At 74.1% G+C, this 20,912-nt stretch carries 14 protein-coding genes and 1 pseudogene; 5 read left to right on the forward strand and 10 right to left on the reverse strand.

Going from position 1 to position 20,912, the window contains the following annotated elements:
• Positions 1-37 precede the first annotated feature (37 nt).
• Positions 38-1,777, reverse strand: coding sequence for an ABC transporter substrate-binding protein (locus tag ACEQ2X_RS22655; protein WP_370328158.1), 1,740 nt, complete (start codon positions 1,775-1,777; stop codon positions 38-40).
• A gap of 165 nt (positions 1,778-1,942) precedes the next feature.
• On the opposite strand from ACEQ2X_RS22655, the gene ACEQ2X_RS22660 reads away from it, so the two are divergent.
• The 3 genes from ACEQ2X_RS22660 (at position 1,943) to ACEQ2X_RS22670 (ending at position 6,461) form a co-directional block, all read left to right on the forward strand.
• Positions 1,943-2,908 carry an AAA family ATPase gene (locus tag ACEQ2X_RS22660; RefSeq protein WP_370328159.1) on the forward strand — a complete coding sequence of 322 codons (966 nt, stop codon included), beginning with the start codon at positions 1,943-1,945 and terminating at the stop codon, positions 2,906-2,908.
• A gap of 5 nt (positions 2,909-2,913) precedes the next feature.
• Positions 2,914-4,164 carry a DUF58 domain-containing protein gene (locus ACEQ2X_RS22665; protein WP_370328160.1) on the forward strand — a complete coding sequence of 417 codons (1,251 nt, stop codon included), beginning with the start codon at positions 2,914-2,916 and terminating at the stop codon, positions 4,162-4,164.
• Between the two features lie 107 nt (positions 4,165-4,271).
• Positions 4,272-6,461, forward strand: a complete 2,190-nt coding sequence (locus ACEQ2X_RS22670; RefSeq protein WP_370328161.1) for a transglutaminaseTgpA domain-containing protein — start codon at positions 4,272-4,274, stop codon at positions 6,459-6,461.
• Positions 6,462-6,493: 32 nt separating this feature from the next.
• Here the strand turns inward: ACEQ2X_RS22670 and ACEQ2X_RS22675 are convergent, their stop codons facing one another.
• From ACEQ2X_RS22675 to ACEQ2X_RS22685, 3 genes are all read right to left on the reverse strand, one after another.
• The gene (locus ACEQ2X_RS22675; RefSeq protein ID WP_370328162.1) at positions 6,494-6,844 is read right to left on the reverse strand and encodes a DUF3040 domain-containing protein; all 351 of its coding nucleotides are present in this window, start codon (positions 6,842-6,844) and stop codon (positions 6,494-6,496) included.
• Between the two features lie 121 nt (positions 6,845-6,965).
• Positions 6,966-7,772 carry an enoyl-CoA hydratase/isomerase family protein gene (locus ACEQ2X_RS22680; protein WP_370328163.1) on the reverse strand — a complete coding sequence of 269 codons (807 nt, stop codon included), beginning with the start codon at positions 7,770-7,772 and terminating at the stop codon, positions 6,966-6,968.
• Between the two features lie 204 nt (positions 7,773-7,976).
• Positions 7,977-9,146, reverse strand: coding sequence for a DNA polymerase IV (locus tag ACEQ2X_RS22685; protein WP_370328164.1), 1,170 nt, complete (start codon positions 9,144-9,146; stop codon positions 7,977-7,979).
• A gap of 206 nt (positions 9,147-9,352) precedes the next feature.
• On the opposite strand from ACEQ2X_RS22685, the gene ACEQ2X_RS22690 reads away from it, so the two are divergent.
• Positions 9,353-10,891, forward strand: coding sequence for an ATP-binding protein (locus ACEQ2X_RS22690; RefSeq protein WP_370328165.1), 1,539 nt, complete (start codon positions 9,353-9,355; stop codon positions 10,889-10,891).
• Between the two features lie 123 nt (positions 10,892-11,014).
• On the opposite strand, the gene ACEQ2X_RS22695 is transcribed toward ACEQ2X_RS22690, so the two are convergent.
• From ACEQ2X_RS22695 to ACEQ2X_RS22710, 4 genes and pseudogenes are all read right to left on the reverse strand, one after another.
• On the reverse strand, positions 11,015-14,980 hold the full coding sequence (locus ACEQ2X_RS22695; RefSeq protein ID WP_370328166.1) for a DNA polymerase III subunit alpha: 3,966 nt from the start codon (positions 14,978-14,980) through the stop codon (positions 11,015-11,017).
• Between the two features lie 83 nt (positions 14,981-15,063).
• Positions 15,064-16,887, reverse strand: a pseudogene (locus ACEQ2X_RS22700) (diguanylate cyclase).
• 71 nt (positions 16,888-16,958) lie between these two features.
• Positions 16,959-17,159 carry a hypothetical protein gene (locus tag ACEQ2X_RS22705; protein ID WP_370328167.1) on the reverse strand — a complete coding sequence of 67 codons (201 nt, stop codon included), beginning with the start codon at positions 17,157-17,159 and terminating at the stop codon, positions 16,959-16,961.
• 1 nt (position 17,160) lies between these two features.
• A complete protein-coding gene (locus ACEQ2X_RS22710; protein WP_370328168.1) occupies positions 17,161-17,319 on the reverse strand; it encodes a hypothetical protein in 159 nt (52 codons plus the stop codon).
• 72 nt (positions 17,320-17,391) lie between these two features.
• Here ACEQ2X_RS22710 and ACEQ2X_RS22715 point away from each other — a divergent pair, with 72 nt between their 5' ends.
• On the forward strand, positions 17,392-17,934 hold the full coding sequence (locus ACEQ2X_RS22715; protein ID WP_370328169.1) for a mismatch-specific DNA-glycosylase: 543 nt from the start codon (positions 17,392-17,394) through the stop codon (positions 17,932-17,934).
• Positions 17,935-17,937: 3 nt separating this feature from the next.
• Here ACEQ2X_RS22715 and ACEQ2X_RS22720 read toward each other — a convergent pair whose 3' ends face one another.
• A complete protein-coding gene (locus ACEQ2X_RS22720; protein WP_370328170.1) occupies positions 17,938-18,798 on the reverse strand; it encodes a dioxygenase in 861 nt (286 codons plus the stop codon).
• A 48-nt stretch (positions 18,799-18,846) separates the two neighbouring features.
• A complete protein-coding gene (locus ACEQ2X_RS22725) occupies positions 18,847-20,901 on the reverse strand; it encodes an elongation factor G (protein WP_370328171.1) in 2,055 nt (684 codons plus the stop codon).
• Positions 20,902-20,912: the final 11 nt, after the last annotated feature.

Below are 20,912 nucleotides of genomic sequence, written 5' to 3' on the forward strand. Positions count from 1 at the left end.
GGCGCCGGGGGGGGCCCCCCCCGACTGCAGGTGGTGGCTAGCCGTCCAGGCCGAGGACGTAGAACCAGGTCTGCTGCGCCGCGGTGAGGGTCTCCTCCACACCGGTGACGCGCGGGTTGTAGTAGGCCTCCTGGCCCTCGGAGTACAGCGGGATGAACGGCATGTCCTCCGCCGCGAGCTGCTGGATCTCGTCGAAGATCGCGGCCCGCTCCTCCGAGCCCGGCTCGGCCTGCTGCTCGTCGGTGATCAGCTGGTCCATCTCCTCGGACGCGTAGAACCCGATGAAGGTGTCCTCGGAGTCGTAGAACGGCTCGATGTAGTCGTCCGGGTCGAGGTAGTCGGGGTACCAGCCCAGCAGGTAGGCGCCGTAGGCACCGGTGTTCAGCTGGTTCGAGTACTCAGTCGCCCACTCGGCGGTGTTCGTGGTGATGTTGAACAGGCCGGACTCGTTCAGCGACCGCTGGATCGTCTCGGCGACCTGCGCCTGGTTGGTGTAGCGGTCGGCGGGGTACCAGAGCTCGAACTCGATCGGCGTCTCGGGCAGGGAGCCCTCGTCGACCTCGATGTCGCTGATGTAGTCCGCGGCGACCTCGAAGGTGCCCGGGATCATCGAGTACAGCGGCTGGGCCTGGCCCTCGAAGACCTCGTCCACGATCCGCTGGCGGTCGATCGTCGCGGCGATCGCCTGGCGGACGGCCGGGTCGTCGAACGGCGGCTGGGTGACGTCGATGACGATGTAGGACGTGCGACCGCCCTCGACGCTCTGGATCTCGACGCCCTCCTCGCCCTCAAGGCCGGCGACCTCGGCGGGCGACAGGTCGTTGAAGGCCAGGTCGATCTCGCCGGCGGCCAGCGCGTTGCGCATCTGCTCGGTCGACTCGAAGAACTGGATGCGGACGGTGTCGATCGCGGGCGCGTCGCCCCAGTACCCGTCGTAGGACTCGAGGGTCATGGAGACGCCCGGCTGGTAGTCGGTCATCTCGTACGGCCCGGTGCCGACGATCGCGTCGGTGACGATGAACTCCTCGGCGGCCTGGCGCTGGTTCTCGTTGCCCTCGTCGTCGTCGGACGCCTCGACCGGCGCGTCCGGCGCGGTGTAGACGTCACCGTCGGACGGGAGGATCGTGCCGACCGTGTAGTTCAGGCGGGACAGGAACGTCGAGTTGGCCTCGGTCAGGGTGATGGTGACCTCGTAGTCGCCGGTCGCCTCGATCGTGTCGATGCCGCCCAGCAGGAACGACGCCCCGTCCGGGTGGTTGATGTCGAGGGCCCGGTTGATCGACCACACGACGTCCTCGGCGGTGAACTCGCTGCCGTCCTGGAACGTCACGCCCTCGCGCAGCGTGAACGTGTAGGTCAGGCCGTCGTCGGAGATGTCCCACTCCGTGGCCAGGCCGGGACCGATCTCGTCGGAGCCGGGCTGGAACTCCACCAGGCGGTTGGTGGTGTTGAACAGGATGTCGCTCGCCAGCTTCTCGTAGACGTCGGCCGGGTCGATCGTCGAGGGGATCTCGGTGGTGCCGAACACGAGGACGTCGCCGCCCGCCGCGTCCCCGCCGTCGTCGGCCGCGTCGTCGTCGGTCGCCTCGTCGGCGTCGTCGGTCGGCTCGGCGTCCTCGTCGGCATCCGCGTCCGCGGCGTCGTCGGCGGCCTCGGTGCCGGCCGTGTCGGTGTCGTCGTCGCCGCCGGTGTCATCAGAGCCGGAGCATGCGGCTGCGATCAGCGCCAGGACGGCGATGAGCGCCAGCATGCGCAGCGTCTTCAGGGGTGCGCGCATCAGGGTTCCTTCCGTGTGGTGTGGAGGGGCGCGATCATAGGCGAAGGTACGACCGTTGTCGTTGGTTTCCTCGTCGCGGCCTCCCATCGCCGCAGCAGCCCAACCGTGGCAGTGTTGCCGGAGAGCACGGGTTGCCGGAGAGCACGACCAGGAGACGACGACGTAGTGGCCAACGGGCAGGTCGCACCGGCAGTGGGCGCGGTGGCGGGAACGTACAGGCGGATCGAGGAGAACGTCGAACGTGTCGTCCAGGGCAAGCAGGAGGTCGTGCGCCTCGCGCTGATCGCCATGCTGGCCGAGGGCCACGTCCTGGTCGAGGACGTCCCGGGGGTGGGGAAGACGCTGCTCGCGAAGGCGATCGCGCGGTCGATCGCCTGCACCGTGCGCAGGGTCCAGTTCACCCCCGACCTGCTGCCGAGCGACATCACCGGCACGACGGTCTACAACGCCGAGACCCACGACTGGGAGTTCAAGCCCGGCGCGGTGTTCGCGAACATCGTGCTCGGCGACGAGATCAACCGGGCGGGTCCGAAGACCCAGTCGGCGCTGCTCGAGGCCATGGAGGAGCGGACCGTCACCGTCGACGGGACCACCCACACCCTCGCCGCCCCGTTCCTGGTGATGGCCACACAGAACCCCATCGAGCTGGAGGGCACCTACCCGCTGCCCGAGGCCCAGCGCGACCGCTTCATGATGAAGGTCACGATCGGCTACCCCAGCGCCGAGGCGGAGGTGCAGGTCCTGACCACCCACGGCGCCGGTGACGCCGCGGCCGCCCTGGCGCCGGTCGCGTCCGCGGCCGACGTCGCCGACCTGATCGACACCATCCGGCACCTCCACGCGGCCGAGCCGCTGAAGCGGTACGTCGTCGAGATCGTCCGCGCCACGCGCGAGCACCCCGCCGTCGAGCTCGGCTGCTCGCCCCGTGCCGGCCTGGCGCTGCTGCGCGCCGCCCGGGCGGCCGCCGCCGTCGCCGGCCGGGACTACGTGGTCCCCGACGACGTGAAGGCCCTCGCCCGCCCGGTCCTCGCCCACCGGCTGATCATGACGCCGGACGCCCTGATGGCCGCGACGACGCCCGAGGTCGTCATCGACGACGTGCTCGGCCGCGTGCCGATCCCGAGCCGGTAGCCGCCGTGCTGACGAGCCGCGGCATCACCCTCCTCTCGGGTGCCCTGCTCGCGTGGCTGGTCGGCCGGACCCTCGGCGTCGCCGAGCTGTACGCGGTGGCGGTCGCGGTGCTCGCGGTCGTGGCGCTCGGCGTGGCGTTCGTCCGGGTGACCACCGGCTCGGTCGCCGCCCGGCGGCAGGTCGAGGTGCGGCGGGTGGTCGCCGGGGCCGAGGTCCCGGTCCTGGTGCAGCTCCGCAACGACGGGCGGATCCCCTCCCCCACCCTGCTGGTCACCGACCCGCTGCCCGAGGGCGTCGACGCGGTCGGCCACCCCGTCGCCGGGCAAGCGCGGTTCGTCATCGACGGCCTCCGCCCCGGACAGCTCGCGACCGCGCCGTACACCGCGGTGGCGGGGGTGCGGGGTCGCTACCGGATCGGACCGCTCGAGCTGCGCGTCCGCGACCCCTTCGGGGCGGCCGAGCGGGTGCGGCGCTACTCATCGGTCGACGAGGTCGTCGTCTACCCCCGCATCGAGCCGCTGCCGCCGATCACCGTCCGCGGCGCCCACATGGGCTCGGGCAGCTCGGACACGCGCCGGGTCTTCGCGACCGGCGACGACTTCTACACGATGCGCGAGTACGTCAGCGGGGACGACCTCAGACGGGTGCACTGGCCGTCGACGGCGCACCGGCAGGTGCTGATGGTCCGCCAGATGGAGCAGCCCTGGCAGGCCCACGGGACGGTGTTCCTCGACGCCCGCCGGATGGCGCACACCCTGGGCGCGGACGGCACCTTGGAGAAGGCGGTCAGCGTCGCGGCGTCCCTGCTGCACCACCTCGACGCCGCCGGCTACGCCCTCCGCCTGGTCACCGACCGCGCGGCGGGACGGGGCGGACGGCCCGAACCGGTCGAGTCCGCGATGGACGCCCTGGCGGTCCTCGACCCGTCCGACTCCGGGGGGCTCGGTCCCGCGCTGGCGGCGACCCGCGGGGGCGAGGGCCTGTTCGTGGCGGTGCTGGGCGTGCCCGTCGGCACCGGCGACCTGGGCAGCCACCCCGACGTCCGCGCCCTCCTCGGGGTCCGCGGGTTCGGGCACCGCATCGCCGTGGTCCTGGGGCTGCCCGGGGACGCGCGGGCCGAGCGGACCGCCGCGCTGCTGCGGGCCGCGGGATGGCGCGCGGCGGCGACCACCACCGCCCGTCCGCTCGCCGACGTGTGGGCCGACGTGACCCAACCGGGTCGGCACCCGGGTCTGGTGGACGGGGTGGGGGCGTGAGCACCACCGTCGAGCGGCCGCGAGGGACCTCGAGGGCCCCGGATCGACCGCCGCCGCGCCCGGCCCCTCCCCCGTCGTCGCGATCGGCGGGCGTCAGCGACGACGTGATGACCGTCGCGCTGGCCGTGCTGCTGATCGCCGCCGTCGTGCCGCTCCGCGCCATCTTCATCGGCACCGACTGGGTCCGTCCGGTCGTGGGTGGCGTGCTGCTGAGCGTGGGGATCGGCTGGGGCGCCCGCCGGCTCGGCGCCGGCCCCATCACGCACCTGGTGATGACGCTCGTCAGCCTGGCGGTGTTCATCACGATCGCGTTCCTCCCGTCGACGGCGCTGTGGGGGCTCCTGCCGACCCCCGACACGCTGCCGGCGCTGCGCGACCTGTTCCTGCACGGCCTCGAGCTGGTCGAGATCCGCCCCTCACCCACGTTCCCCGAGGCGGGCCTGCTGCTGCTCGCCGTCGGGGGCAGCTGGCTGGTCGCGTACCTCGCCGACGGGATGCTCTTCGTGCTCGCCTCCCCGGTGAAGGCGGTCACCGGTGCGGTCGTGCTGTGGGCGGTGCCCCTCGCGATCGCCCCGCAGGGCAGCTCCATCGCCCTGCCGGCCGCGACGCTCCTGGCCGCGGCCGCGCTCGTGCTCCTGCTCGGCACGGCCCGGGCGACCGCCCGGTTCGGCGTCGCGGTCCGCCCCTCCGGGCGCACCGGCGGCGGACGGGGGCTGCCGCTCAGCGGCGTCGTGCTCACCGCGTCCGCGATCGTGCTCGGCCTGGCCCTCGCCTCGGTGCTGCCGGGCTTCAGGGCCGAGCCGCTGTACACCGCGCGGGGCGGCTCCGGGACGACCATCACGACCAACCCGATCGTCGACATCCGCCAGCGGCTGGTGGCGAGCGACACCGGTCCGGTGCTGCAGGTGACGTCGGAGCGGCCGGTGTACCTGCGGACCACCGCGCTCGACGCCTACGACGAGGACGAGCAGTGGACGGCTGGGACGATCAGCGGCCAGCGCGTGTCCGGCATCGTGGACAGCCCGCCGCCGGTCCCCACCGAGCGGGTGGACGTGGGCATCACCATCGACGCCGACATCGAGTCCGGCGCCGTGCTGGCGCCCGCCCCCTTCCAGCCCGTCGAGGTGTCCGGTCCGAAGGCGGCCGTCCTCCGCTACGACCGCACCTCCTCGACCCTGACCGTCCCCGGGGACGCCCCGCTGGTCGACGGCGACGCCTACGCGGTGGGCGCGGCCATCCCCCAGCCGTCCCCCGATGCGCTGCGCGCCCAGCCGACGCCGCCGGCGGGGTCGGCGTACACCCAGCTGCCCTCGAACGTGCCGGACGAGGTCGTGGCGCTGGCCCGCCAGATCGTCAACGCCGCCGGCGCGACGACCATGTTCGACGCCGCCCTGGCCATCCAGGACGAGCTGCGGACCTGGAGCTACTCGACCCAGCCCGACCCGGGGCTCGGCGCGACCGCGATGCTGCGGTTCATCGACGCCCGCGAGGGCTACTGCGAGCAGTTCGCCGGGACGATGGCCGTCATGCTCCGCACCCTCGGGATCCCGTCACGGCTGGCGGTCGGGTACACCCCCGGGACCCAGCAGCCCGACGGCAGCTGGGAGGTCACGAACGCGAACTCCCACGCCTGGGTCGAGGTGCACTTCGGCGACCTCGGCTGGATCCCGTTCGAGCCGACCCCGCGGACCGACGGCAACGTGCTGGTGACCAGCACCTCCGCCGTCGTGCCGGCCCAGACCGCGGCGCAGCAGGCGGGGGAGGTGCCGGCATCGGGTGTCGACGCGGTCGGCCCGGGCGAGCTGAGCGACCTCATGGACCAGGGGCGTCCGGACTTCGAGGGGCAGGAGACCGCGGGCGGCGACGCCGACGACGTGCGGGCGGGCGCGGGCGGCACCGCCGCGCGGGTGTGGCCGTGGGCCGTCGCCATGCTCGCGGCGCTCGGGGTCGCCGGGCTGGTGGTGGGCCGCCGCGCCGGCCGCGTGGACCTGGGCGCACCGCCGGCGGAGCGCATCGCGACGGCCCGCAGGCGGGTGGAGGTGGCCGGCGCCGCCGTCGGCCGCGGCCGCCACCCGGCTGAGACCGACGTGGAGTACCTCTCCCGCATCGCCGGTGGCGACCGCGCCGGCATGGCGTTGGCGCGACCCGCCACGCGGGCGGTCTACGCGCCGGCGGTCGCGGTGGAGGAGGCCGTGGAGGCCGAGTCGGCCGCTCGCGCGCTCACCACCCGGTTGGTGGACGCCCAGCCGGCGTGGCGACGCGCCTACGCCCGCCTGCGCCTGGCGATCGGGCGCTGAGGGCGGATGGTCCCGCTCGGTTCCCGCTCGGGTCAGGCGCCGTCGTCGCTGCTGCGACGGCCCTCCATGTAGCGGCTGATCCCCCCGCGCACCTGCCCGCCGAGGTCGCCCGCGTGGTCCTCACCCATGTGCTTCAGCTGGGTCAGCACCGTGACGGCGCTGATGAGCATCAGGACGAACCCGGCGAAGCCCCACGCGATGTGGGCGACGATGCCGAGCAGCATCACCACGCCGATGACGAAGCCGGCGATGCCGTACCGCAGCCGGGCCCGACGCGGGGCGGCCGGCAGGGTCGCCACCGTGCGCACGAACTTGGGATCCTCGTCGGCGAGCTGCGACTCGATCTCGGAGAGGATCTGCCGTTCGCGGTCGGACAGTGGCATTGGGCCTCCGCAAGTCGGGGGTCGTGGATCGATCCTACGTCAGGCGCGGGGCTGCGGCGTGATCGACCTCCCGACGATTGTGGCCCAGATCATGCCCCTCCGCAGCACCGTTCATGCCCCCTCATCCGCCGCGCCGACCGGTGAACCGCGGGGACCTGCCCTGCATGGCGGCGGTGGCCGCCTCGACGAAGTCGGGGGAGCTGAGGCAGTGCTGCTGGTGGGCCCGCTCGGCCGCCAGCATCGCGTCGCGCTCGGTGGTGGCGGAGCGGCGCAGGAGGGCGGGGACGGCACCAATGGCGACGGTCGGTCCGGCCGCGAGCTGGGCGGCCAGGGCGTGGGCCACGGCGCGCACGTCGCCGCCCTCGTCGACCACGCGGTCGACCAGCCCCCAGTCGAGGGCGGTGCGGGCGTCGACCTTGCGGCCGGTCATCGCCATGTCCGCCGCGCGGCTGATCCCGATCAGGCGCGGCAGGCGGGTCAGGCCGCCGAGGTCGGGGATCAGCGCCCAGTTCACCTCGAGCAGCGCCAGCTCGGCGTCGGCGGCGGCGACCCGCAGGTGCGCGGCGAGGGCCAGCTGGCACCCGCCGCCGTAGGCCACGCCCTGCACTGCCGCCACGACCGGCACCTCGAGGTCCTCGAGCCCGGTGAACGCCTGCTGCAGCGCGGCGATCCACTCGTCGGCGGGCATCTCCCCGGACGCCTGCTGCCCGAACAGGCTGACGTCGAGGCCGGCGGAGAACGCGCGGCCCTCGGCCCGCAGCAGGACGGCGCGGACGGTGCCGTCCGCGATCGCGTCGCGTGCCGCGGCAGCGGCATCGTGCAGGCCGTCGAACAGCGCCTGGTCCATCGCGTTCAGCTTGTCCGGGCGGGTGAGCACCACCTCCCCCACCGCGTCGTCGCCGATGGTGAAGGAGACCCGGTCGCTCATGGCCGACAGCGTAGTGGTCGTCGCGGACGGCGGTGGCCGGCCGGCGGGACGGCCGGTCCGCAGCCAGTGCCGCGGAGGACGCACGATCGGGGGCTTCTTCGCCGTGAGGCGAGGTAGGCCCCGATCGCGCCGAACCTCGGCGCCGAACCTCGGCGCCGAACCTCAGCGCTGAACCTCGGCCGTCCCTCGCCGCCCGCGCGGCACCTAGTGGTCGTGGTCGTCCGACCCGCCGCGCGGCACCTCGTCGTCGGCGAGCAAGGTCCCGCGGGTCACCGCGAGCTCGCCGAACCGGTCGCGGGCGGCGTCGGCCGCCCGCTCGATCTGCTGCCAGCGGTCGTCGTCGGTCAGGCTGAGCTGGCGGGCGGCGTCCCCGGGCCCCAGCTTCGACACGCCGACGCCGATCAGACGCACCCGGACGCGCTGCAGCCGGAGCCCGTCGAGCAGCTCCCCGGCGTGGCGGTACAGCTGGGTGGCGTCGTCGATCGGGTAGTCGAGGGTCACCGACCGCGTCACGGTCTGGAAGTTCGCGTACCGCAGCTTGAGGGTGATCGTGCGGCCCGACGCGTGGCTGCGGCGGAGGCGGCGCGCGACCCGCTCGCTCAGCCTGAGCAGCTCCCGGCGGAGGACCTGGGGGTCGTCGACGTCGGCGTCGAAGGTCTCCTCCGCGCTCATCCCCTTGGCCGCCTGATGCGGCACGACCGTCCGGCCGTCCTCCCCCCTCCCCAGCGCGGTCAGCTGGGTGGCCATCGCCTCGCCGACCAGGCGGCGGAGCGTGTCGGCCGGCAGCTGGCGGAGGTCCCCGACGGTCCTGACCCCGAAGCGGGCCAGGCGCTCGGCGGTCTTCTCCCCCACCCCCCACAGGTCGCGGACGCCGAGGGGGGCCAGGTAGGCGTCGACGTCGGCGGCCCGCAGGTGGACCACGCCGTCGGGCTTGGCCTTCTGGCTGCACAGCTTCGCGAGGAACTTGTTCGGGGCGATCCCGACGCTCGCGGGCAGCCCCAGCTCGTCGCGGATCCGCGCGCGGATGTCGGCCGCGATCCGCTCGGGCGGTCCGAACAGCCGGACGCTGCCGCGCACGTCGAGGAAGGCCTCGTCGAGGGACAGGGGCTCCACCAGCGGGGTCACCGAGTCGAAGATCGCGCGGATCTGGGCCGACACCTCCCCGTACAGCTCGAAGCGGGGGCTCAGCACCACCGCATCCGGGCACAGCCGCAGCGCCCGCGCCATCGGCATCGCCGAACTGATCCCGCGCGCCCGTGCCTCGTAGCTGGCGGCCGCGACGACACCCCGGCCGCCGGTGCCGCCGACCAGGACGGGGAGGCCGGCGAGCTCCGGCCGCTCCCGCACCTCGACGGAGGCGTAGAACGCGTCCATGTCGACGTGGAGGATCGGTTCGGTGGGGGTCGGGACGCGGCGGGGGGCCCAGGCGCTGCCTGGGTCCCCGGCCCGATCGGGCAGTTCACTTCCGGTCACGTCCACGCCATCTTCGTCGGTCCACCCAGAAGTTGCGCTTCAGATCCCACCGCCGCGGGTCGACACCTCTGGCGCAACTGCTCACCACAGGGTGCCGCCGCCCCCACATGACGACCACCGATGCGCAGAGGCTCGCGCGCACAGCGGGCCTCAAGGACCTGCGCCTGCCCCACCTCGAGGAGGTGGACCGCCGACGCGCCCAGCTCTGGGCGCTGTCGCTCTTCGTCGCGCTCGTCCTGCCGGCGGTGATGGTGGTGTCGGGCCTCGACGGCGTCGAGAGCCAGATCACCGACGTCCTCGAGATCCGCAACGTGCGGCTGGGGCTGCTGGCCATGCTCGTCGTGGTGCTCGGGTACGTGGCGGAGCGGGAGGTGACCCTCCGGCGGCTCACCGCGCTGCTGGTCGAGGAGCGGGTGCTGACCGCCTCCCTCGTCAACCGCGTCGACGAGCTGAACCTGCTGCTGCGCGCCACCCGGGCGATGAACTCGGCGCTCGACCTCGACGCGGTCCTCGACCAGATCGCCGACTCGACCCACACCCTCCTCCGCGCGGGAGGGGTCTCGATCATGCTGGTCGACGCCGAGGATCCGGAGGTCCTGGCCGTGGCCGCGATCGCCGGTGACCCGGGGGTGTCGGTGGGACGGCGCCAGGCGATCGGGGACGGGCTCGCCGGCGGGGCGGTCGCCCGCCGCGATGCCCTGCTGATCGGTGCCGACGACGACCAGCCTCGCGCCCGCCACCACCGCGGCGGGGCCCTGGTGGTCCCGATGGAGGTGCGCGGCCAGCTCGTCGGCGTGATCAGCGTCACCGCGGGCGGCGACCGCGAGCCGTTCACCGAGTTCGACCTCCGCGGGGTCAGCGTGTTCGCCGACGCCGCTGCGGCGGCGATCAGCAACGCCCGGGCCTACGAGCAGCAGCTGGGGCGGGTCGCGTCGCTGCTCGAGCAGGACCGCGCGAAGAACGAGTTCCTGACCCTCGTCACCCACGAGCTGCGGACGCCCCTCACGTCGATGATCGGGCTGATGACGCTGATGGCCCAGCGGGGCGAGGAGATGGAGCCCGCCAAGGTCGCCGAGTACGCCGAGATCGCCCGCAGCCAGGGCTGGCGGCTGGACCGGCTGATCGAGAACCTGCTCGAGAGCTCCCGGACGATGCGCGGGGCGCTCGACATCACGCTGGCGCCGGCCGACGTGGGCGCCGAGATCGACAAGGCCGCCGTGGGCCTGCAGCGCGCCCTGCCCGACCACCCGATCACCGTCACCGCGCCGGCGGGGATCCTCCGCCAGGTCGACATGGACGCGATCCTGCGGATCATCGACAACCTGCTGTCGAACGCCGCGAAGTACACCCCGGCGGGCACACCGATCGACGTGCGGTTGGGGGAGACGGCGACCGGGCTGGTCGTGACGGTCGCCGATCACGGCCCCGGTCTGGCGCCGGAGGACAAGCAGGCGCTGTTCGAGAAGTTCACGCGCGGGCCCGACCCCTACGACCGCGGCGGGCTCGGCCTCGGGCTGTTCGTCGTGCGGGCCCTCGCCGAGGCGCACGGCGGCCGCGTCGAGATCGACGACACCCCCGGCGGCGGCGCGACGTTCCGCGTCTGGCTGACCGCCGAGCGGGTCGAGGACGCCACGCCCGCGGGCTGAGGCGCTCACCGGTCCCGGGGCCGAGCAGGCGGGGTTCGCGGCCAACGCCGCCGGCCGCGTCGGGAGGGGTGGTGGCGCGTGGACGTCGCGGCGCGACCAGGGTGCGCGGGGTGCGCGCGCACGCTACCGACCCGCCGAACCGGGCGAGGAGTGCCACAGCTTGCGTCCCGGCCCGTGGGCGTCACCTCCGGCGGGGTCGTGGCTTGGGCAGCCCGGGAGGGTGCAGCGGCGGACGTGGCGGTGATCGGGGTGACGGGGGTCGTTCGGCGACAGCCGCGTGCTGTCCTGGGGGTCGAGCCCGCCGTTGCGTCCCGCGGGGTCCGCCCACGTCGTGCCGTTCGGGGTGAACCGGGTCGGCCGCCCGACCGGCTCGGCCGGGCCGGCACCGCCGAAGGGGATCGTGCGGCGCATCTGCGGGTGCTCGCCCGGCCGGTGGGCGAAGGTCAGCCCGGAGCGGCCTGCGGCACCCCGGATCCCCTCCGACGGTGCGCCGTCGGAGAAGTCGCGGGCCGCCTGGTCGGTGGGGCGGCCCCCCTCCCCCAGCGCCTCGTCGAGCCACCCCTCCCGCCAGGCCGTCATCAGCCGCCGCAGGTCCCAGGCGCGGGAGGCGGTGATCGACACGCCCCGCCGGCCGCTGCGGTGCACCCGGCCCTCGGCGACCAGCAGCCAGGTGTGGAACACCGTCCAGGCGCAGGCGTCGTGGACGGACTCGAAGAACGTCGCGTCACCGACCCCGGTCGCGTCGTCGAGGGACAGGAAGATCACCCGCTGCCCGGACTTCACCGGCGGGGTCTGGGTGGCGACCTTCACCCCGCCGATGCGGACCAGCTGGCCCTCGCGGCAGTCGAGCAGGTCGGCGGCGCGTGTCACCCCCAGGCGGTCCAGCAGGGAGTCGTAGAAGGAGATCACGTGCCGGCTCGCGTCCAGGCCGACGACCTCGAGCTCGGCCCGGACCCGCTCGGCGGGCCGGTACTCGGGCAGGCCGGCGGCCTCCTCGGGCTCGAGCAGGCCCAGCTGCTCGGGCTGGTCGGGCCCGCGGACCTTGTGGCGGGTCAACCCGGACCACCGCTCGGCCACCTCGAGCAGGAGGTCCCGGCGGGTCCGGCCCCTCCCCTCCCCCACCGCCCCCACCCCGACCCCGACCCCGCCGATGCCGTCGAGGGCGCCGGCGTGGGTGAGGGACTCGGCGACCGGCTGTGACAACCGTGCGCGCAGGCGCAGGTCGGCGACGGAGGTGAAGGGCCGGCCGAGCAGCAGCGAGTCGATCATGTCGTCGTCGATGCGCTCGACGTCCTGGAGGCCCAGGCGGATCGCGTAGCGCCACCCCGGGACGTCGGCCGTGCCCTTGTCGAAGCCCGCCGGCGGGAGCGGCGTGCCGTCTGCTGCCCGCCGCCAGCCCGACGGCAGGCGCGCCGCGGGATCCCCCACCCCGAGGAGGGCGCTGGGATCAGCGATCCCGAGGAGGGCGTACGCCTCGTCGGCGGGGACCACCTCGACGGTGTAGTCGCGCGCGGAGGCGTTGACGTCCAACGGCAGGATCGCGACGCCGAACTGGCGGGCGTCCTCGAGGATCAGCCGTCGCGGGTACATGCCGGGGTCGTGGGTCAGCACGCCGGCCATGAACTCGGGCAGGTAGTGGGCCTTCAGCCACGCCGAGCGGTACGTCGGCACGCTGAACGCCGCCGCGTGGGCCTTGCAGAACCCGAAGGAGGCGAACTGGCTGAGGGCATGCCACAGCCAGTCGGCCACCTCCACCGGCAGCCCGCGCTCGGCGGCGCCGGACGTGATCCATCGCTCGAGCTCGCCGACCTGGGTGGGGTCGCCGAGGCGGCGGCGGACCAGGTCGGCCTCGGCCAGGTCGCAGCCGGTGACCGCCGCCACCGCTCGCATGACCTGCTCGTGGTAGACGATCACGCCGTAGGTCTCGCCCAGTGCGCGCTCGAGGATCGGGTGGGGGACGCCCGTCGCCTCCTGGCGATGGCGGCGGCGCAGGAACGGCTTGATCATGTCGCCCTTCACCGGGCCGGGGCGGAACAGCGAGATGTCGACGACCAGGTCGTCGAGGTGCTCGGGCTGGAACTTGCCGATCAGCTCGCGCTGGCCGGGCGACTCGATCTGGAACATCCCGAGGGTGCGGGTGGACTGGATCAGCTCGTAGGTGTCGGGGTCGGCCCAGCCGACCGCGTCGAAGTCGACATCGACCCCGCGGGTGCGACGCACCTGCTCGGTGCAGTGGGCCATCGAGCTGAGCATCCGCACGCCGAGCACGTCGAGCTTGCACAGCCCGAGGGCCTCGACGTCGTCCTTGTCGTACTGGGCCATGGCGAACCCGGCCGCGGAGCGCTCCATCGGGGCGATGTCGCGGAGGGTCCGGTCGGCCAGCAGGATCCCGCAGGGGTGCAGGGCGATGTGGCGGGGGAAGCCGTCCAGGCGCTCGACGACGTCCAACAGCAGGCTGTACTGACTGCGCGACCCGTCGCGACGGTGGGCCGCCTCCAGGTTCAGCCCCTCGAGCTCGGGCAGGTGGGCGAGGGCGGGACGGACGTCGCCGGCACCGACGTGCGGGAAGGACTTGGCGATGTAGTCGACCTCGGCGGCCGGCATCCCCATCGCCTTGCCGACCTCGCGGATCGCCATGCGGGCCTTGAACGTCTCGACCATCGCGACGCAGGCGACCCGGTCCTCGCCGTAGGTCCCCAGGAGGTCGCGGTAGATGTCCTCGCGGCGGGCGGACTCGACGTCGATGTCGATGTCGGGCAGCTCATCGCGGTAGGGGTTCATGAACCGCTCGAACGCGAGGTCGTGGGCGACCGGGTCGACGTCGGAGATCCGCAGCGCGTAGGTGACGATCGACCCGGCCGCCGACCCGCGGCAGGCCGCCAGGATCCCCTTGTCGCGGATCCGCTGGACGATCTCGGCGACGGTCAGGAAGTACGGGGCCAGGCCCAGGGTGCGGACCATGTCGAGCTCGCGGTCGAGCAGGTGGGTGTGGGTCGCCTCGACGCGCGCGAACCGCTCGTGGAGCCCGTGCTCGCAGCGCCGGCGCAGCTCGGCCAGGGCCCAGGCCGGATCCGACCCCTCCTCCCGGCCGGGTCCGGTGACGAAGTCGGGGACCCGCAGCCGGCCGAGGCCGATGTCGACACCGCACCGCTCGGCCACCCACATCGTGTTCACCAGCGCGTCGGGCCGCTCGGCGAACACCCGCGCCATGGCCGCGGCGTCCTTGAAGTGGCCCTCGGCGTTCCTGCGGGTGCGGTGGTGGCGGGCGAGGGGGACCTGCTGGCGGACCGCGTCCATCACGTCGGCGATCCTGGCGTCGGCCGGCGTCAGGTACCGGGCGGCCTGGTGGGCGACCGCGCGGACGCCCAGGTCGTCGGCCAGCGCGAAGGTCCGCCGGGCGACGTCGTCGTCGCCCGGCGCGAGGTGGTGGGTGACGCCGATCAGCAGCCGCTCGGGCCCGAGCAGGTGCAGCCACCGGCGGGTCTCGGCGCGGGCGGCGTCGACCCGCCCGGCGGCCAGCAGGCGACCGACGGGGGACTCGGCGCCGAGCAGCGCGAAGACGCCGGGGTCAGCCCCGCCGAGGCGGTGCACCACCTGCGCCCAGCGCAGGTGGGGGTCGGACCGCTCGGACTCGAGGTGGTGGTCGGTGATCGTGCGGGCGAGGGTCGCGAACCCCCGGTCGTCCGCGGCGATCAGCGTGACGCGGGCGGCGTCGTCCTCGAGCCAGGCCTGCCCGGACCCCGGTCCCATGACCCGCCCGATGCCGCTGCGGGAGGCGCGGGTGATGCCCCACCCCTCACGCACGCGTCCGCGGTCGTCGGCCTCGGGGAACAGCGCCAGGTCGGCCCCGTAGATCGGGCGCACCCCCGCCTGCCCGCAGGCCTGGGCGAACCGGACCGCGCCGTACAACCCCCCGCGGTCGGCGATGCCCACCGCCTCCATGCCGGCCCGCGCCGCGGCCTCGGCCAGCTCGCGCGGCCGGATCACCCCGTCGCGCAGCGAGTAGCAGGTCCGGGTGGCGAGGTGGGTGACGGCGGGTGCGGCGCTCGGCATCGAGGTGGTGTCCTTCCGACGTGCGGTGACTCCCACGCCGGAGATCCACCGCATCGAACATGTGTTCGCCTACGATGAGTCTGGGGTGCGACATCCCACCCGTCAACCGGACCGTCGCGTCAGGTGCCGACATCGCCCACGGCCGTCAGCCCCGGGCGGGCGGACGCCACCTCGACCCGGTTCCGCCCGCCGGCCTTGGCCCGGTACAGCGCCGCGTCGGCCGCCGCGACGACGTCGCCGGGGTCGCCGCCCGGCGCGAGCTGCGCGACGCCGAGCGAGGCCGTCACGCCGCCGGCCGCGGGATGGGTCAGGTCGGCCTCGGCGATCGCGGCGCAGAGCCGGTCGGCGAGGACCGTCGCGGCCGCCAGGTCGGAGTCGCGCGCCAGCACGGCCAGCTCCTCGCCGCCGTAGCGGTACGCGTCGTCGGTCGTCCGGGCTTCGCGGACCAGCACCTCGGCCACCGCTCGCAGCACCGCGTCGCCGTGCTGGTGGCCTCACTCGTCGTTCAGCCGCTTGAAGTGGTCGAGGTCGATCAGGACCAGCGACACGTCCCGGCCGCCGCGGGCGCTGAGGGAGGCCTCGACCGCGAGGTCCGCGTCGAACCGCCGGCGGTTGTACAGGCCGGTCAGGCCGTCCCGCTCCGCGGCATCCGCCGTCCGGGAGGCCACCCGCGCGGCTCGCAGGGCGGCACCGGCCTGGATCGCGAGCAGCTCGAGCGGCGCGGTGCGAGCCTCGAGGCGCGTCCGATCGCCGCGCACCTCGAGGACCCCGACGACCGACGCGCCCACGACCATGGGGACGGCCATCACGTGGTGGTCCCGGCCGGCGCGCAGCTGCGTCCGCGCATCCCGTGCGGCGCCGCCCACGGCCCCCTCCCCAAGGGCGACCGACGCGAGCACGTCCGCGGTGGTGCTGTGCACCGGGTGGAGCAGGTCCTCGTCGCCGAGCAGCCACACCGTCGCCGTCGCGGCCTCGACCATCTCCGCAGCCGCGACGGCGACCCGCCGCGAGACCTCCGCCGGGGAGTGGCTGCCCGCGACGTCCCGCGCGACGTCGACCACGGTGGCTGACATCAGCGCCTGCTCCTCGGCGTCGGCGCGGGCCCTGCCCAGGGCGGCGTGGTCGGCCTCGAGCGCGTCGGCCATCGCCGCCAGCCCCTCCGACAGCTCCGCGAGCTCGGCCGGCGCCCCCGACTGCGGCCGGGCGGTGAGGTCGCCGGTCCGCATCCGCGCCAAGGTGTCGAGCAGGTCGGTCACCGGCTGCTCGATCCCGCGCACCAGCCGCGAGCGGGCGTGGCGGGCGCTGACCAGCAGGGCGAGGGACAGGGCGGCCACGACGGACACGCCCACCTGGATCGCCACGCGCTCCTCGCGCATGGCTGCATCCCGCCGCGCGACGACCATCCCGGTCGCCACGTCGTTGGCGGCGCGGTACTCCTCGAACAGGGCCATGCCCTGGAGGAGCACCCGCCGGAGCTGCGGGCGGCCGATGTCCTCGACCTCGAGGTCGGTGACGACGTCGGCCCACCCGGTCACCCACCGCTCCTGGGCCATCAGGACGTCGACGACGGCGACGCCGAGGCCACCGGTGACCAGCCGGTTGCGGGCGACGTCGGCCGTCAGCTCGGCCCGCTGCACCACCCCGTCGCGGTACGGCGCCAAGAACGCGTCGTCACCGGTGGCCAGCCACCCCCGGATGCCGGTCTCCTGGTCCAGCATCGCCTCGTGGGAGCGGCGGAGGTCCCGGGTGAGGTCGGTGATGTCGCGCAGACGGGGGTGGATCGCGCCGAGGACCAGGGTCGCCACGACCGCCACCGCCAGGCACAGGACGCCGGCCGCGGCGATGAGGGTGCGCTGCTGCCGACGGGCGTCGGCGATCAGGCTGGGCCGCGCGGCCGCGTCCGTCGCGAGCTCCGTCCTGCGGCGGGTCCGGGACGTGGGCACACCGCTGAGATCGGTGCGCGGGGCGCCGACCTGAGCGGTGGCCGCTCAGCCTCGGGCCCCAGCTGCGGGACTCAGGCGCGGTCGTCGGCGAGCGGACCACGCTCGTGGCGGCGGAGCCACCGGGCGAGACGGCGGAGGCCCTTCACGACGATGCCGTCACCGCGCCGCTCGCACCAGGCGTCGCTGAAGCGGTCGAGCAGCCACACGACGACGGGCAGCGCCAGCCCGGCGATCACCCAGCGGCGGAGCGGTCGCCAGACGAGGAAGCCCACGTCAGCGCAGGAAGCGGCGGAGGATGGAGCTCAACCCGCCGCGGCGTCCGGTGGTCGTCGTCGCCGGGCGCCGGCGGGTCGTCGTGGCCGTACCGCGTCGGCGGCCGCTCATCATCGAGCCGACGCGCTGGAGGATCCGTCCGATCGAGTTCGTGTTCATAGGACCCTCCTAACCGGACCGACCGCGCCCAACACGCGTCCACCTGGCCACTGGGCTGCCATCCTCGGAGGGGTGGACGACATCTCCCCGCCCGACCGCTGGGCCGAGCGCACCATCGACGACGTGCTGTCCCCGGACGTGCGGCTGCTGCTGGTGGGGATCAACCCCGGCCGACGGTCGGCCGAGCTGAACCGCCACTTCGCCGGGCCCGGCAACCGGTTCTGGCCAGCCCTGTCGGCGAGCGGCCTGGTGCCCGGGCCGATCGGGCCGGCCGAGCAGCACGAGCTGCCGGCGCACGGGATCGGCATCACCAACCTGGTGGCGCGCGCCACCGCGACGGCTGCGGAGGTGACCCGCGAGGAGCTGCGCGCGGGCGGCGCCGCGCTGGTCGAGCGGATCGCGTGGACGGACGTCCGGGTCGTCGCCGTGCTGGGCGTCACCGCCTACCGCGTGGCGTTCGCCGCCCCCCGTGCCGCCCGCGGGCCGCAACCCGACCGGCCCGGGTGGTGGCTGATGGACAACCCGAGCGGGCTCAACGCCCACGCCCAGGTCCCCGAGCTGGCCCGGCAGATCGCGGCAGCCGGTCGGGCGGCCGGGCTCGTGGGCGGCGGGTGAGGGTCAGCCCAGCTGGAACGACCGCGTCGACAGGCCGTACATCCAGTCCGCGATCGTGGTGGTGACCGGCCCGGTCGGATCGTCGGCCGCCCCGAGGGTCACGAACAGCGGGATGAAGTGGTCGACGGTCGGGTGGGCGTAGGGCATCCCTGGCGCGGCGGAGCGGAATCGGGCCAGCTCCTCGACGTCGCCGCGGGCGAGCGCGTCGGCGGTCCAGGCGTCGAAGTCGCGTGACCAGCCGGGGATCACGTCCGGCCGTCGGAAGTCCACGAAGGGCAGGCCGTGGGTGGTGAACCCCGACCCGATCACCAGCACCCCCTCGGCCCGCAGCTCGCGCAGCCTGGCGCCGATCGCCAGCAGGCGGTCGGGGTCCTGCGTGGCCATCGACAGCTGGACGACGGGGACGTCGGCGTCGGGGTACATGATCTTGAGGGGCACCCAGGCTCCGTGGTCGAGGCCGCGGGAGGGGTGGGCGTGCACCGGCTCGTCGTCCGGCAGCGCCGCCGCGACGCGACGGCGCAGGTCGTCCGCCCCTGGCGTGTCGTAGCGCATCCGGAAGTAGCGCGGGTCGAAGCCGCCGAAGTCGTACACCAGCTCGGTGCCGGGTCCGCTGGCCGACATCATCGTCGACGCCGTCTCCCAGTGGGCCGACACGATCACGATCGCCCGCGGCTTCGGCATCGACGACGCCCAGGTGAACAGCTCGGCCATCCACACCGGGTCCTCGAACGTCGGCGGCGCGCCGTGGCTGAGGAACAGGGCGGGCAGCGGGCCGTCGGCGGGCGTCCAGGCCCGCTGGGCCCGGGTCAGCGGCAGCGCGCGCTCGAGGTGGACGTCGAAGGGGTGGGTGGTGGCGGCGGGCATCGCGTGACCTCGGCGGTAGTTAGAATCCTGACTACCACTGTAGCGCGGTCAGCCCGCGACGAGGCCCTCCACGAGGTGCGGCGGCACCGGGTCGTAGCGGTCGTGGACGGCGGTGAACCGCGCCCGGCCGTGCGTGGCCGACCGCAGGTCGACGGCGTAGCGGACGATCTCCGCGGTCGGCACCTGGGCCACGATGACGACCTCGTCATGGGTGTCGCCCTGCTCGGTGCCCGTCAGCTGGCCGCGGCGCTGCTGCAGGTCGCCCATGACCTCCCCCTGCAGCTCGACGGGCACGGTGACCTCGACGTGGCTGATCGGCTCGAGCACCACGACCCCGGCCTGCGGCAGCGCCTCGCGGAGCGCGATCGATCCGGCGACCTTGAAGCTCATCTCGTCGGAGTCGACAGAGTGGTACTTGCCGTCGAGCACGGTCGCGGACACGTCGACGAGGGGGAAGCCGTGCAGGCCGCCGCGGGCCATGGACTCCTCGATGCCGGCGCCGACGGCGGGGATCAAGCCCTTCGGGATCGCGCCGCCCACGACCGCCGAGTCGAAGCTGAAGCCGGTGCCCTGGGGGAGCGGCTCGAAGCGGACCTCGGCGATGGCGAACTGGCCGCGGCCGCCGGACTGCTTCTTGTGCTTGCCCTCGGCGGTCACGGTGCGGGTGATCGTCTCCCGGTAGGCGATGCGCACCGGCTCGGTCTCCACCGACACCCCGTAGCGCCGGGCGATCCGGTCGAGGACGACCTGGATCTGCATCTCGCCGGTGCCCCAGAGGACCGTCTGGTGGGTCTCGTCGTTGCGCTCGAGGACCAATGAGCGGTCCTCCGCCATCACCTTGCCGAGCGCGGCGAAGAGCTTGTCCTCCTCACCGGTGCTCGCGGCGTGGATCGCGACGCCGTGCACCGCGGCCGGCGGGTCGGGCAGCAGGGCCTGCCACCCCCGGGCGGTGTCGCACAGCGTGTCCCCGGTGCGGACGTCCCCCAGCTTGGTCGCCGCGGCGATGTCCCCGGCCTGCACCGTCGACACCGGCTCGTGGTCGGCGCCGCGCAGCCGCACCACCCCGTGGAACCGCTCCTTGTCGCCGGTGCGCGAGTTGATCAGCACGTCGTCTGCGTGCAGCGTGCCGCTCAGGACCTTGAAGGTGGTGATCTGCCCGACGTAGTCGTCGGATCGCGTGGCGAACGCCAGGACCACCAGGGGCCCGTCGGGGTCGGCGGGCACGACCATCTGCTCCTCGCCGATGCGGACCGGCGCGCCGGGCAGGTCCGCCGGGGCGGGCCCGACGTGGCAGATGAACTCCATCAGCCTGTCCACCCCGACCGGGCCGGTCGCCGACCCCACCAGCACGGGGAACACCTCGCCGGCGTCGACCCCGTCGTGGAGGGCCCGCTCGAGCTCCTCCGCGGTCGGCTCCTCACCCTCCAGGTAGCGCTCCAGCAGGTCGTCCTCGGTCGCGACGACGTCCTCGACCAGCTGCTCGTGCGCCGCGTGCTCGGCCTCGGCGATCTCCGGCGGGATGGCGTCGGACTCCTCGGCCTGGCCGGAGTCGTAGAGGAAGACGTGCTCGGTGAGCAGGTCGGCCACGCCGTGGAAGGCGGCCTGCTCGCCGATGGGCAGCTCGATGAGCTCGACGCCCTGGCCGAACCGGGCGCGGATGTCGGCCAGGATCACCTCGAAGGGGTCGCGCGCGCGATCCATCTTGTTGATGAAGACCATGCGGGGGACGCCCATGCGGGCGGCCGTCCGCCATTGCAGGACGTCGTCGGGCTGCACGCCCGCGGTCGCGTCGATCACGAACACCGCCAGGTCGGCGACCGCCAGGCCGATGGCGGCGTCGTCGACGAAGTCCGCGTAGCCGGGGGTGTCGATCAGGTTGATCCGGTGGTCCCCGATCTCGAGGGGCGCCATCCCGAGGTCGAGGGACTGGGTGCGCCGGTGCTCCTCGGGGTCCGCGTCCGTGACCGTCGTGCCGTCCTCCACCCGTCCCAGGCGCTGTATGAGACCCGCGCGGAACAGCATGGCCTCGACCAGCGAGGTCTTCCCGTTCCCCGAGTGGCCCACCAGAGCCACGTTCCTGATACGGCCGGTTGGGACTCCCATGGCACGAACCT

The organism is Euzebya sp. (genome assembly GCF_964222135.1).
Taxonomy (GTDB): domain Bacteria; phylum Actinomycetota; class Nitriliruptoria; order Euzebyales; family Euzebyaceae; genus Euzebya.